This is a genomic window from Mediterraneibacter faecis (assembly GCF_055383675.1).
This window is the reverse complement of sequence record NZ_AP043803.1, coordinates 1,727,233-1,740,965: the sequence shown is the minus strand read 5'-3', so window position 1 is coordinate 1,740,965 and position 13,733 is coordinate 1,727,233. Positions and strand designations below refer to the sequence as shown.

Here is a 13,733-nt window from a genome sequence, read left to right as displayed (position 1 = left end):
ATGCAGATTCATTATTCTGCTAATTCTTCCCACAATGCATACAATTCTTCTAATCTTGCTTCATTTGCAGCACGTTCTGTTGAAAGTTTCTGGCACTCAATAGAGTTCGAATAAACTTCCTCTTTCGTCAGTTCCTCGTCAATCTCTGTGTTGCGATCTTCAAGTTTTGCGATTTCTTCTTCTGTTTTCTTCAACTCATTTTTACGTTTACGTTCACGTGCCTGCTGTTCCTTCTGTTCCTGCCAGCTTAATTTTGAATCCGAAGCAGGAGTGGATGCAGCAGAATCACCTGAATTGGATACATTTTCTGCATTTGTTTCATTTCCAGAAGCATAAGCAAGTGTCAGTGCTTCTTTTTTCTCCAGATAATAATCGTAGTTTCCGATGTAATTAACAAATGTCTGATTCACCAGTTCAAGGATCCGGGAGGCGGTCTGATTGATAAAATAACGGTCATGGGATACATAAAGTATCGTTCCGCTGTAGTTATTTAATGCTTCTTCCAGAATTTCTTTGGAAGTAATATCCAGATGGTTGGTTGGCTCATCAAGGATTAGAAAATTTGCTTCCGAAAGCATAAGTTTGGCAAGTGATACGCGGCCTTTTTCTCCACCGCTTAATGTATGAATTTCTTTGAACACTTCATCTCCGGTAAACTGGAATGCAGCGAGTGTATTTCTGATCTGTGTATTGGTAAGATCAGGATAGTCATCAGAAATCTCATCAAAAATGGTCTTATCATCATGAAGTACGTGATGTTCCTGGTCGTAATAACCAATCGTCACTTTGGATCCAAGTGTGAATTCACCCTGATCCGCTGCAATTACCTGATTAATAATCTTTAAAAGTGTTGTCTTTCCGGTTCCATTATCACCAATCACAGCGACATGTTCGCCACGTTTGATTTCAAAACTGATATCATGGAAGAGAACCTGACTGTCAAATTGCTTTGAGAGATGTTCCACTGTAAGAACATCATTTCCGCTGATCTGCGATGGTTCCAGCGTAAAATGCATTTCTTTCGTACTGTCAACCGGTTTGTCCAATGGCGTAATCCTGTCAAGCATTTTCTCACGACTCTCTGCACGTTTGATTGATTTTTCACGATTGAAAGACTTTAATTTTTCAATAACTGCCTGCTGATGTTTGATCTCACGCTGCTGATTCATGTATTCTTTCAGCTGTGCATCTCGGATCTGCTGTTTTTTCATTGCATAATCTTTATAATTTCCAAGGTACATGCGAACCTGTGCATTATCAATCTCAACAACTTTTGTAACAACACGATTCAGGAAATAACGGTCATGAGAGACGATAAATACAGCTCCGGAATAATTGATCAGATATGTTTCCAGCCAGGCAATGGAATTCAGATCCAAGTGGTTTGTCGGCTCGTCAAGCAGGAGGATATCCGGACTTGTAAGAAGTAATTTCCCGAGAGAAACACGGGTCTTCTGACCTCCTGAAAGTGTATCTGTCTGTTTATTAAAATCATCTTCCGTAAACCCAAGTCCCTTTAATACACCTGTAATCTCGCTTTCGCAGGCATAACCGTTTCTTGCATCAAATTCGGACTGTAGACGGTTGTAGGTCTCCAGGCGGTTCTGCAATTCCTCGCCTTCCAAATGCTTCAGTTCATGTTCGATGGAACGAATCTGAGCTTCCATTGCAAAAATATCCGCTTTTGCACTTTTCACTTCCTCATAAATGGTATTTCCGGATTTTAAATCCTGACGCTGCGCAAGATAACCGAGTGTCTTTCCTTTCGCGAGAATAACATCTCCACCATCAAGAGGTTCTTCTCCGATGATCATCTTAAGGATTGTTGATTTTCCGGCGCCGTTCACACCGACAAGAGCAGCTTTCTCACGATCTTCGATATGAAAGGAGCCGTCTCGTACAATTTCGTGTTCCCCAAACGCTTTTTCTATATTGTGACATGCGAGTATCATATGTTTTCACCTCGTTTTTTGACTTCTAACATTATCATTATATAGAAAAATGTCGAAAATACAAGGAAAATATATGGATTTTAAGGGTTTTTGCAAAACAAAAGTTTGACAGAACTTTAACTCTTTTATATAATAAAGAGTAGTTTAAGAGTGGAGGGCTAAAAATTGGAACAGAGAAAGATATCACGTGCAGTCATTTCCAGACTTCCGAGATACTACAGATATCTAGGAGATCTGCTGGAGGCTGGCGTAGAGAGAATTTCATCCAGTGACCTGAGTAAGAAGATGCATGTAACGGCTTCACAGATACGTCAGGATTTGAATAATTTCGGTGGTTTCGGCCAACAGGGATACGGATACAATGTGAAATATCTTTATACAGAGATTGGCAAGATTTTGGGATTGGATAGAAGTCATAATTTTATTATCATTGGTGCCGGTAATTTAGGACAGGCACTGGCAAACTATGCTTCTTTCGAAAGAAGCGGATTTATTCTGAAAAGTCTTTTCGATGTGAATCCTCGACTGGAAGGCGTAACGATCAGAGGGATTCCTGTGCGTATGGTTGATGAACTAGAAGATTTTCTTAAGAATAATGACATTGAAATTGCTGCACTGACACTTCCAAAATCGAAAGCAATTGAAGTTGCTGATATTCTGGTAGATAACGGTGTGAAGGGAATCTGGAATTTTGCACATACGGACCTTTCCCTTCCAAAGGATGTGGTCGTTGAGAATGTACATTTATCTGACACACTGATGAAGTTATCTTACAACCTTTGTCAGCAGGATAAAGAATAGAATCTGGCAGGCTGCAAGGATGCTGCGGGACCAACCGACGAAAGGAGGTTCCGCAGCATCTGTTCATGTTAAAGGAATGTAACGGAATGTAAAGTGATAGAAAGGTCAGGCGATAAGCATGAGATATCTTCCAAATGGGAAGCAGATGAGTGAAGCTGATGCACACACAATTCATAAAATTGGGATTCCATCCCTTGTACTTATGGAACGTGCAGCACTTCAGATTGTCGAGACAATGCATAAGAAAAATATTTCCACAGAAAAAAGTCTGATTGTTTGTGGAAGCGGCAACAATGGTGGAGACGGATTTGCAGTAGCAAGGCTCTTAACCGAACAGGGAAAGCATGCAGATGTACTATTTGCAGGGAGAGAAGCTTCTTTAAGTGAAGAATGTCGATGTCAGAAACAGATTGTCGAAAATATGGGGATTTCTGTATTCACAGAATTCCCGGATGAAGAATATACTGTAATAATTGATGCTGTATTTGGTGTTGGACTCTGCCGTGAAATCACAGGACATTATAAAGATGTGATCGACTGGATGAATCTTCAGGATGCAGAAAAAGTTGCTGTTGATATTCCATCCGGAATCTGTGCTGCAACAGGAAAGATTCTTGGGACAGCATTTCGAGCCGACCTTACAGTATGTATGGCATGTGTAAAATTAGGTTGTGAGCTTTTCCCTGGCAAGTCGTATGCAGGAGAGAGCATTCCGGTTGCGATTGGAATTGATCCGAAATATTTTTCGAATCACCTGGATGTTTGTTATACCTTTGACAAAAATGATCTTGGAAAACTTCTTCCTTCGAGAATGATGAATTCGCACAAGGGAAGTTATGGAAAAGTTCTTATGATCACCGGAAGTCCCGGGATGGCTGGTGCTGCATTTTTTTCTGCCTGTGCTGCCTATACAGTTGGTGCCGGTCTAGTACAGATTTATACAGCAAGTGAAAACCGTCTGGCACTGCAGGAACTTCTTCCGGAGGCAATCATATCCTGCTATGATTCTTATGATGACAGTCAACTGTCTCATCTTCTTGACTGGGCTGATGTGGTTTGTATTGGCTGTGGACTTGGAATGGGACAGATTTCCGAAAAGATATTGAAAAATGTATTGAAAAAGGTATCTTGTCCATGTGTCATAGATGCCGATGGACTTAATTTACTGAGCAGGAATATAGAGTTATTAAATCAATGTTGTGCACCTGTGATTTTAACTCCACATATGAAAGAAATGTCAAGGCTGACCGGATGGAGTATTGATACGATCATGGAAGATCGCTTCCAGGCACTTGATCAGATCATAAAACAATCCGGACCGGATACAAAATCATCCATAATCTGTGTGTTAAAAGACAGTCGTACTGTTGTCGCACAGACAAATCGGCAGAAATTTGTAAATCTCGCTGGTAATAACTCTATGGCAAAAGGTGGTTCCGGAGACGTTCTTGCCGGAACGATTGCAGGACTTCTTGCACAGCATATGGCACCATTCGAAGCCGCTGCTGTGGGAGTTTTCCTACATGCCTGTGGTGGAGATGAAGCGAAAAAGAGCAAAGGAAGTTACAGCGTATTAGCCAGAGACCTGATTCAGGGTATGGCCGATGCAATGAAAAATGCAAAGGAGTGCAGATAAATTATGAAACAGTATAACAGAGTATGTGCCAGGATCAATCTGGACGCAATTGCATATAATATGGAACAGATGAAAAATCGCATTGGTCAGGAGGGACGTTTAATAGCTGTTATCAAGACGGATGCATACGGACACGGAGCAGTTCCTCTTGCGGAAATGTTTGAGGAAACGTCTTATATCTGGGGTTACGCTGTAGCATGCATGGGAGAAGCAAGAACTTTAAGAGCACATGGAATCAAGAAACCAATCTTGATTCTTGGCTGTGTTTTTCCTGATGAGTATGAAGAAATGGTTGAAAAAGAAATCCGTGCAGCAGTTTATACAGAAGAGATGGCCAAGGGAATGGCTGAGGCTGCCGTAAGGTCAGGAAAGACCGCATTTCTTCACATAAAAATTGATACAGGAATGGGACGAATTGGATTCAAAGTAAGCAAAGAGAGTGTTGAGACAATTTCCAGAATCAGCAAACTTCCTAATATTAAAATGGAAGGAATGTTCACACACTTTGCAAAGGCAGATGAATTTGACAAGTCTTATACATTTGCCCAACATGAAAAATTCCTCTGGATGAAAGAACAGTTAGAAAAAAATGGAGTTCAGATTTCCTATTATGATTGTGATAACAGTGCCGGAATTATTGATTTTCCGGATATGAAGCATGATCTTGCCAGAGCCGGGATCTCTATTTATGGAATGTATCCGTCAGATGAAGTGAAAAAAGATGCTGTTGACCTGAAACCGGCATTGGAATTAATCAGCCATATCAGCTTTGTAAAGGATGTGGAAAAAGGAACTTCCATCAGTTACGGTGGAACTTTCGTCGCGCCAAAGGAGATGCGGATTGCTACGATTCCCGTCGGATACGGTGACGGATATCCGCGTTCCCTTTCAAATAAAGGCTATGTTCTTATCCATGGAAAACGTGCAGACATTGTAGGAAGAGTCTGCATGGATCAGTTTATGGTAGATGTAACAGAGATTCCGGAAGCAAAATTCATGGATCCGGTTACTCTGGTCGGAAAAGACAAGGACGCCGTTATCCGTGTAGAAGATCTTTCTGATCTGAGTGGGAGATTCAATTATGAATTTGTCTGTGATCTGAGCAAACGTGTTCCGAGAGAGTATTATAAAAACGGTACGATCGTAAAACAGATTGATTATTTCGAATAACCGGAATAATTGAAAGAATCCGGTTGACATGCATACATCCGATAAAACCGGAGATACTTTAGTATGTTCTTAGAAAAAAACAAAAGGTTCTGAGAAGAATCAGAGAACAAATACGAAAAGTAACTGGAATATCGGAGTGTGAATGAATTGATAATTAAGCGGGGCGACATTTATTACGCAGATCTTAGTCCTGTCGTTGGTTCCGAACAAGGTGGAATCCGGCCGGTACTTATAATACAGAATAACATAGGCAACAGACATAGTCCAACCATCATCTGTGCCGCAATTACGTCGAAGATGAATAAGGCAAAATTGCCGACACATATTGAAATCTGTACAAATGATTATAACATTATGAAAAATTCAGTCATTCTGCTGGAACAGATCCGTACAATTGACAAGAAAAGACTGAGAGAATATGTCTGTCATATCGATCAGGAACGAATGAAAAAAATTGACCAAGCAATAAGAATCAGTCTGGATCTTACTACATAAATCCAACCAAATTCTTTACAGAACAAAAAAAGCGTGGTAAAATCATAAGGATAGTGCTTTACAGAACTTAGTGTGTATCTGTAAATGCAAGTGAATTTATATAAAATACATTGATACAATAGAAAAGGAGAATCAGAATATGTCAGGACATTCTAAATTTGCGAATATCAAGCATAAAAAAGAAAAGAATGATGCAGCGAAAGGAAAGATTTTTACAAAGATCGGTCGTGAACTTGCAATTGCTGTTAAGGAAGGTGGAAGTGCTGATCCGACAAACAACAGCAGACTTCGTGATGTTATTGCAAAAGCAAAAGCAAACAACATGCCGAATGATACAATCGAGAGAAATATCAAAAAAGCTGCCGGAGAAGGAACTGCTGATAACTATGAGCGTATTACATATGAAGGATATGGACCGAACGGAACCGCTATTATCGTTAAGACTCTTACAGATAACAAGAACCGTACAGCTTCCAATGTAAGAAATGCATTTACAAAGGGATGCGGAAACGTAGGAACACCTGGATGTGTATCTTTCATGTTCGATGAAAAAGGACAGATCATTATTGATAAAGAAGAGTGCGATATGGACTCTGATGATCTTATGATGACTGTACTTGATGCAGGTGCTGAAGACTTTAACGAAGAAGAAGACAGCTACGAAGTATTAACAGCACCGGAAGACTTCAGTGATGTTCGTCTGAAGATGGAAGAAGCCGGAATCCCTATGGTTTCTGCTGAAGTTACAATGATTCCACAGACATATGTTGATCTTACAAAAGAAGAAGATATTAAAAACATCCAGAAAACACTTGATCTTCTTGATGAAGATGATGATGTTCAGGACGTATACCATAACTGGAACGAATAATCAGTTATAAGAAATGGGGGACAATGATGAGTAATTACAAGATGGAAACTAAATGTGTACAGTCCGGTTACAATCCGGGAAACGGTGAACCACGTGTGCTCCCGATCGTACAAAGCACAACATTCCGTTACACCAGCAGTGATCAGATGGGAAGACTTTTTGATCTTGAAGAGTCCGGATATTTTTATACAAGACTTCAGAATCCGACGAATGATGCAGTAGCAGCAAAGATCTGTGATATGGAGGGTGGAGTAGCAGCAATGCTGACTTCTTCCGGACAGGCAGCAAACTTTTATGCGATTATGAATATTGCTGAAGAAGGTGATCATATCGTATGTGCGTCTGCCTTGTATGGCGGTACATACAATCTGTTTGCTCACACAATCCGTAAAATGGGTGTGAAAGCAACTTTCGTAGACCCAGACTGCACAGAGGAAGAACTGAATGCAGCATTTCAGGAGAATACGAAAGCTGTTTTTGGAGAGACGATTGCCAATCCGGCATTGACTGTTTTTGATTTTGAGAAATTTGCAAAAGCTGCACATGCACATCATGTTCCGTTAATCGTAGATAATACATTTGCAACACCGATCAACTGTCGTCCTTTTGAATGGGGTGCAGATATTGTTACTCATTCAACTACAAAATACATGGATGGACATGCAGCCTGTGTTGGCGGTGCAATCGTTGACAGCGGTAACTTTGACTGGGCTGCTTACGGAGACAAGTTTGCCGGACTTACAACACCGGATGAGACTTATCACGGAATTGTATACACAGAAAAGTTTGGCAAAGCTGCTTATATAACAAAAGCAACATCACAGCTGATGAGAGATCTTGGATCGATCCAGTCTCCACAGAATGCATTTCTTTTGAACCTTGGACTCGAGAGTCTTCATTTGAGAATGCCAAGACATTGTGAGAACGCTGTAAAGATGGCACAGTATCTCCAGGGACACGAGAAAGTGGCATGGGTAAACTGCCCATCACTTCCGGGAAGTAAAGATTATGACCTCGTTCAGAAATATATGCCGGATGGAACATGTGGTGTTATCACTTTTGGATTAAAAGGTGGAAGAGAAGCAGCAGTAAAGATGATGGACAAACTGAAACTGGTTGCGATTGTAACTCATGTAGCAGACGCAAGAAGCTGCGTACTTCATCCTGCAAGTCATACACACAGACAGATGAATGAGCAGGAACTGTTAGAAGCAGGTGTACAGCCAGATCTGATTCGTTTCAGTCTTGGAATTGAGAATATTGAAGATCTGATTGCCGATGTAGAACAGGCACTGGAAGATTAATATAAATAACATATGATTCAGGAGGTATGGATTCCCATGATTTTGTATCCATACCTCCTGTTTTTTTGTATCCGAATTGCAGGTTTTAAACAGTAGTTAGCTCTTTTGCCTAAATTGTGGAGATTGATATGCAGAATTGGATACAATACATATTTTCCCGTATTCTGTGCATTCTAGTAATAGTATTTATTTACTTTCAACAGGAGGCATATTTATATGAGCGAGGAAAAAAAGCAAAAATCAGATGAAATCAAAGAATTTGGTGCGTTAATGTTAAATGAAAATAAAAAGAATTACAAAATTCGTCTTCTGACAATTATAGGTGAAATTGAAGGACATGAAACAGTATCAAATAATACAAAAGCAACAAAGTACGAACATTTACTCCCACAGCTGGCTGAAGCTGAAGAAAGTGATGAAGTAGAGGGGGTTCTCATTTTATTAAATACACTGGGTGGAGATGTGGAAGCTGGACTTGCAATTGCGGAAATGATAGCTTCTTTGGGAAAACCAACCGTTTCTCTTGTCCTTGGTGGAAGTCATTCTATTGGCGGTCCTCTTGCTGTTTCGGCAGATTATTCCTTTATTGTACCGACAGGAACCATGGTTGTTCATCCGGTTCGTTCAAACGGTACTTTTATCGGTGTGACACAGAGTCTGAGAAATATGGAACGTACACAGGACAGAATTGCCAGATTTATTGCTGCACACTCTAAAATCACAGAAAAACGTCTTGTTGATCTGATGCTAAACCCTACCCAGCTTGTAAAGGATGTAGGAACACTGTTAGAAGGAGAAGAAGCTGTAAGAGAAGGGATCATCGACGAAGTCGGAGGCATTCACCAGGCATTTAAAAAACTCTATGAATTGATTGATGAAAAACGGGAAAAACCTTCGGAAATGTAAATATAGAACAAAAAAATGGCATCTGATCAAAGAAATTTTGTAATGACATGAATTTTAATTGATGTTATACTTGAAATAGTATGTATTCAATCTATCGTTTGATTGAATCAGTACAATGGTATAATAATCAAGGGGGAATCAGATGGCTGCAAATTCTACAAATACGAAAAAAAGTTCTACGAACAACACAGCGAAAGCAGCAAAAAATGCTACAACTAAGAAAACATCGACAGCAAAAAAAGCTTCTGCCTCCACAAAGAAAAGTTCTGGCAGTAAGACAAAAAGAACTTCAAATCATATAAATACAGCACAAAGTCAGGAAATCCGTTCAGAGATTCTTCTATTGGGTTCCCTTGCCATCTGCATCCTTCTTATCCTGAGTAATTTTGGTATGGGTGGCATAGCGGGAGGAGCAATTTCTTCTGTAGGATTTGGACTTGTAGGAGCAATGGCATATTTATTTCCATTTGTATTTTTCGGAGCAGTTGCTTTTTATATTTCCAATAAAGGAAATCCTCATGCTTACATAAAAGTAGGTGCCGCAATTGTTCTGGTCATTCTCCTTTGTGGAATTTTAGAATTGATGTTTCATCCATATACTGCCGGAACATCTGTTTTATCTTACTACAAAGATTCCAGTGCTGATAAAAATGCGGGTGGATTACTTGGCGGAATTCTGATCAGCATTTTATGTCCACTGATCGGAGAAGCAGGTACTTATGTTATTTTGATCATTTTCTCAATCATTTGTATCATTCTGGTAACAGAACGTTCTTTATTAGCTCCACTTGGAAGACATGGAAAGAAAGCTTACCAGGAAGTGAAACGGAAACATCAGGAAACTGCTGAGATCCGTACACTGGAGCGGGATGCCCGCAAAGAGGCACTTGCGTTGAAGCAAAGAGAAAAAGTCGAAACTTTACAGGCAGATGCATCTTCTCCAAGTGAGAAAAAGAAACGCACAAAGCGGACAGACCTTAAAGCATCAGGTATTACATTCGCCACAACGCTTCTTTCAGAGGAAGAATCACCTGTTGGTGGCTTTGGGCGGACTCCAAAATCACCTGAAATGACAGAACTTGTCCCGGAGAAAGAGCCGGATTCAAAAGATCTGACGGATTCCTTTGAAGATCATTTTGTCATTAACAGAGCAGAACCGGCAATGGATGTACAAGAAGAGATTCCGTTTGACGATGCACTGCATCTTGAACCGGTACAGACACCCGCTTCCCGACAAGAAAACGAGATGAGTTCTGAACATGATCCGGCTGCGGATCCTATGATTGAAAATAGCCCGGAGATAAAACAGGAGCATTCCAGAAAAAGCAGCAAAAAAGACGCGCAGGCGGTTGCCGCAGAGACAGCCAGTGTAGAACAGACCATACGGGAACAGGAGCAAAAACCACGGCCGGTTTATCATACACCTCCGCTGAATCTGTTAAAGAAGGGGAAGAAAGGCGGCGGTGATTCGGATGAACACCTTCGTGCCACGGCTTTAAAACTGGAACAGACACTACAGAATTTTGGAGTTGGAGTACATGTAACAAACGCAAGCTGTGGTCCATCTGTTACAAGATATGAACTTCAACCGGAACAGGGCGTAAAAGTAAGCCGGATTGTTGGACTTGCAGATGATATCAAGTTAAATCTTGCAGTTGCAGATCTGAGAATTGAAGCTCCAATCCCTGGTAAAGCCGCGGTCGGTATCGAAGTTCCGAACAGTGAAAATACAGCGGTTATGCTGGGAGATCTGCTGGAGTCAAAAGAGTTCAAAAACAGTAAATCGCCAATTTCATTTGCAGTTGGTAAAGATATTGCCGGAAAGGTTGTTGTGACTGACATTGCCAAGATGCCGCATCTTCTTGTTGCAGGTGCAACGGGATCCGGTAAATCTGTCTGCATCAACACTCTGATCATGAGTGTTATTTATAAGGCAGATCCTGATGATGTTAAACTGATCCTTGTCGATCCAAAAGTTGTGGAACTAAGTGTATATAACGGAATTCCACATCTGATGATTCCGGTTGTCACAGATATGAAGAAGGCGGCAGGTGCTTTGAACTGGGCAGTTGCTGAGATGGAAAAGCGTTACAAACTTTTTGCACAGTACAATGTACGTGATTTAAAGGGCTTTAATGAAAAGGTCAAGCATGGGGAAACCGGACCGGAGATTCAGAAAAAGCTTCCTCAGATTGTAATTATCATTGACGAGCTTGCTGATCTTATGATGGTTGCTCCGGGAGAAGTAGAAGGTGCTATCTGTCGTCTGGCACAGTTGGCCAGAGCAGCGGGACTTCATTTGATTCTTGCAACACAGAGACCATCTGTAAATGTTATTACCGGATTGATCAAAGCAAACATGCCTTCCCGAATTGCTTTTTCTGTATCATCAGGTGTCGATTCAAGGACAATTATCGACATGAATGGTGCCGAAAAGCTCCTGGGAAAGGGAGACATGCTCTTTTATCCATCCGGATATCCAAAACCTGTCAGGGTGCAGGGCTCCTTCGTTTCAGACGAAGAAGTTCAAAAAGTTGTTGATTATTTGATTGACAAGAACGGAAATACCTCGTACAGTAATGAACTAGAAGAACAGATTTCAAGCAGCGCAGATCTTCCGGGGCAGGGGATGCTTCCGGGACAACAGGACAGCGAGAACAGCAGGGATGTCTATTTTGCAGATGCAGGAAATCTGATCATCGACAAGGAAAAAGCATCGATTGGTATGCTTCAGAGGATGTTCAAGATTGGTTTCAACCGTGCTGCCAGAATTATGGATCAGCTATGTGAAGCCGGTGTTGTAGGTCCGGAGGAAGGAACAAAACCAAGAAAAGTGCTTATGACAAAAGAAGAATTTGCAGAATATATGCAGAATCAGACTTCGTAAAATCTAAAAACACCAAAAGTGATACAAAGGAGAGGGAAAGATGAAAACAGATATTCAGATTGCACAGGAAGCAGAAATGAAACACATCAAAGAGGTAGCGGTACAGGCCGGTATTTCAGAAGATGAACTTGAATTTTATGGAAAATATAAGGCAAAACTTTCCGATGAACTCTGGAACAGAATCAAAGATAACGAGGATGGAAAGCTTGTACTTGTAACAGCAATCAATCCTACTCCGGCCGGAGAAGGTAAGACTACAACATCTGTAGGTCTCGGACAGGCATTTGCAAAACTTGGAAAAAAAGCAATGATCGCACTTCGCGAGCCATCTCTCGGACCATGTTTCGGAATCAAAGGTGGAGCAGCCGGTGGCGGATATGCCCAGGTCGTTCCTATGGAAGATCTGAACCTGCATTTTACAGGAGATTTTCATGCGATCACTTCAGCAAACAACCTTCTTGCAGCAATGCTCGATAATCATATCCAACAGGGAAATACACTTGGTATTGATCCAAGACAGGTTGTATGGAAACGTTGTGTCGATATGAATGATCGTGTTCTCAGAAATATTGTTGTCGGACTTGGACGCAAAACAGACGGTATGGTCCGTGAAGATCATTTTGTCATTACAGTGGCATCTGAGATCATGGCGATCCTCTGTCTTGCAGATGATCTTGCTGATCTTAAACGCAGACTTGGAAGAATCATTGTTGCTTACAATTTCAAGGGAGAACCTGTTACAGCAGATGATCTTCAGGCAACAGGTGCTATGGCTGCACTTCTGAAAGATGCGATCAAGCCAAACCTGATCCAGACACTTGAGCATACACCGGCTTTAGTACATGGCGGTCCATTTGCAAACATTGCACATGGCTGCAATAGTGTACGTGCAACAAAGATGGCTCTGAAGTTAAGTGACATCACTGTCACAGAAGCCGGATTTGGTGCAGATCTTGGCGCTGAGAAATTCTTTGATATCAAATGCCGTATGGCGGGTCTGAAACCAGACGCAGTAGTTTTAGTTGCAACAGTACGTGCATTAAAGTATAACGGTGGCGTTGCGAAGGCTGACCTTGCAGAAGAGAACCTGGATGCCCTTGCAAAAGGTATTGTAAATCTTGAGAAACATATTGAAAATATTCAGAAATACGGTGTACCGGTAATCGTTACACTGAATTCATTTGTAACAGATACGGATGCTGAAAATGCATTTATTGAAAAATTCTGTCGTGAACGCGGATGCGAGTTTGCCCTCTCAGAAGTGTGGGAGAAAGGCGGAGAAGGCGGTTTAGATCTTGCGCAGAAGGTTCTTGAGACACTTGAGACAAAAGAAAGTGATTTCCATACGCTTTATAATGATGAGCTTTCTCTGAAAGACAAGATCCGTACAATCGCACAGGAGATTTACGGCGCACATGATGTTGTATATGAACCTGCAGCTGAGAAACAGCTCGCCAAGATTGAATCTATGGGATTTGGTTCTTTCCCGATCTGTATGGCAAAGAATCAGTATTCTCTTTCAGATGACGCTACAAAGCTTGGAAGACCTGAAAACTTTGATATTCATATCCGCGAGGTATATGTAAGTGCAGGAGCCGGTTTTGTTGTCGCACTGACGGGCGCTGTTATGACAATGCCTGGACTTCCAAAAGTTCCTGCTGCAAACGGAATCGACGTTACAGATGACGGAAAGATCACCGGACTTTTCTAA

Annotated in this window: 10 protein-coding genes; 9 read left to right on the top strand and 1 reads right to left on the bottom strand. The window is 41.2% G+C overall.

The window, feature by feature from the left end; all coding sequences use genetic code 11:
- Positions 1-11: 11 nt before the first annotated feature.
- Positions 12-1,952, bottom strand: coding sequence for an ABC-F family ATP-binding cassette domain-containing protein (locus ACZ47Z_RS08215; protein WP_464525439.1), 1,941 nt, complete (start codon positions 1,950-1,952; stop codon positions 12-14).
- Positions 1,953-2,117: 165 nt separating this feature from the next.
- Here ACZ47Z_RS08215 and ACZ47Z_RS08210 point away from each other — a divergent pair, with 165 nt between their 5' ends.
- The 9 genes from ACZ47Z_RS08210 to ACZ47Z_RS08170 all read left to right on the top strand — a co-directional run bounded on the left by ACZ47Z_RS08210 (position 2,118) and on the right by ACZ47Z_RS08170 (position 13,733).
- Positions 2,118-2,753, top strand: coding sequence for a redox-sensing transcriptional repressor Rex (locus ACZ47Z_RS08210; RefSeq protein WP_054751230.1), 636 nt, complete (start codon positions 2,118-2,120; stop codon positions 2,751-2,753).
- Positions 2,754-2,871: 118 nt separating this feature from the next.
- Positions 2,872-4,389: a bifunctional ADP-dependent NAD(P)H-hydrate dehydratase/NAD(P)H-hydrate epimerase gene (locus ACZ47Z_RS08205; RefSeq protein ID WP_054751229.1), complete on the top strand. Its 1,518-nt coding sequence runs from the start codon at positions 2,872-2,874 to the stop codon at positions 4,387-4,389.
- A gap of 3 nt (positions 4,390-4,392) precedes the next feature.
- A complete protein-coding gene (gene alr / locus ACZ47Z_RS08200; RefSeq protein ID WP_054751228.1) occupies positions 4,393-5,559 on the top strand; it encodes an alanine racemase in 1,167 nt (388 codons plus the stop codon).
- A gap of 147 nt (positions 5,560-5,706) precedes the next feature.
- Complete coding sequence (locus tag ACZ47Z_RS08195; protein WP_020437038.1) at positions 5,707-6,054, top strand: type II toxin-antitoxin system PemK/MazF family toxin; 348 nt, start codon at positions 5,707-5,709, stop codon at positions 6,052-6,054.
- A gap of 139 nt (positions 6,055-6,193) precedes the next feature.
- A complete protein-coding gene (locus tag ACZ47Z_RS08190) occupies positions 6,194-6,925 on the top strand; it encodes a YebC/PmpR family DNA-binding transcriptional regulator (RefSeq protein ID WP_020437037.1) in 732 nt (243 codons plus the stop codon).
- Between the two features lie 26 nt (positions 6,926-6,951).
- The gene (locus ACZ47Z_RS08185; protein ID WP_020437036.1) at positions 6,952-8,229 is read left to right on the top strand and encodes an O-acetylhomoserine aminocarboxypropyltransferase/cysteine synthase family protein; all 1,278 of its coding nucleotides are present in this window, start codon (positions 6,952-6,954) and stop codon (positions 8,227-8,229) included.
- Positions 8,230-8,445: 216 nt separating this feature from the next.
- Positions 8,446-9,135 carry a ClpP family protease gene (locus ACZ47Z_RS08180; protein WP_020437035.1) on the top strand — a complete coding sequence of 230 codons (690 nt, stop codon included), beginning with the start codon at positions 8,446-8,448 and terminating at the stop codon, positions 9,133-9,135.
- A gap of 142 nt (positions 9,136-9,277) precedes the next feature.
- Positions 9,278-12,022, top strand: coding sequence for an FtsK/SpoIIIE family DNA translocase (locus tag ACZ47Z_RS08175; protein ID WP_464525438.1), 2,745 nt, complete (start codon positions 9,278-9,280; stop codon positions 12,020-12,022).
- Positions 12,023-12,062: 40 nt separating this feature from the next.
- A complete protein-coding gene (locus tag ACZ47Z_RS08170) occupies positions 12,063-13,733 on the top strand; it encodes a formate--tetrahydrofolate ligase (RefSeq protein ID WP_055145409.1) in 1,671 nt (556 codons plus the stop codon).

What these genes read in the sequence shown, in the direction of transcription:
- ACZ47Z_RS08185 (WP_020437036.1), top strand. Translation starts at nt 6,952, where the DNA reads ATGAGTAATTACAAGATGGAAACTAAATGTGTACAGTCCGGTTACAAT.
- ACZ47Z_RS08175 (WP_464525438.1), top strand. Translation starts at nt 9,278, where the DNA reads ATGGCTGCAAATTCTACAAATACGAAAAAAAGTTCTACGAACAACACA.
- ACZ47Z_RS08170 (WP_055145409.1), top strand. Translation starts at nt 12,063, where the DNA reads ATGAAAACAGATATTCAGATTGCACAGGAAGCAGAAATGAAACACATC.
- alr (WP_054751228.1), top strand. Translation starts at nt 4,393, where the DNA reads ATGAAACAGTATAACAGAGTATGTGCCAGGATCAATCTGGACGCAATT.
- ACZ47Z_RS08190 (WP_020437037.1), top strand. Translation starts at nt 6,194, where the DNA reads ATGTCAGGACATTCTAAATTTGCGAATATCAAGCATAAAAAAGAAAAG.
- ACZ47Z_RS08180 (WP_020437035.1), top strand. Translation starts at nt 8,446, where the DNA reads ATGAGCGAGGAAAAAAAGCAAAAATCAGATGAAATCAAAGAATTTGGT.
- ACZ47Z_RS08205 (WP_054751229.1), top strand. Translation starts at nt 2,872, where the DNA reads ATGAGATATCTTCCAAATGGGAAGCAGATGAGTGAAGCTGATGCACAC.
- ACZ47Z_RS08215 (WP_464525439.1), bottom strand. Translation starts at nt 1,952, where the DNA reads ATGATACTCGCATGTCACAATATAGAAAAAGCGTTTGGGGAACACGAA.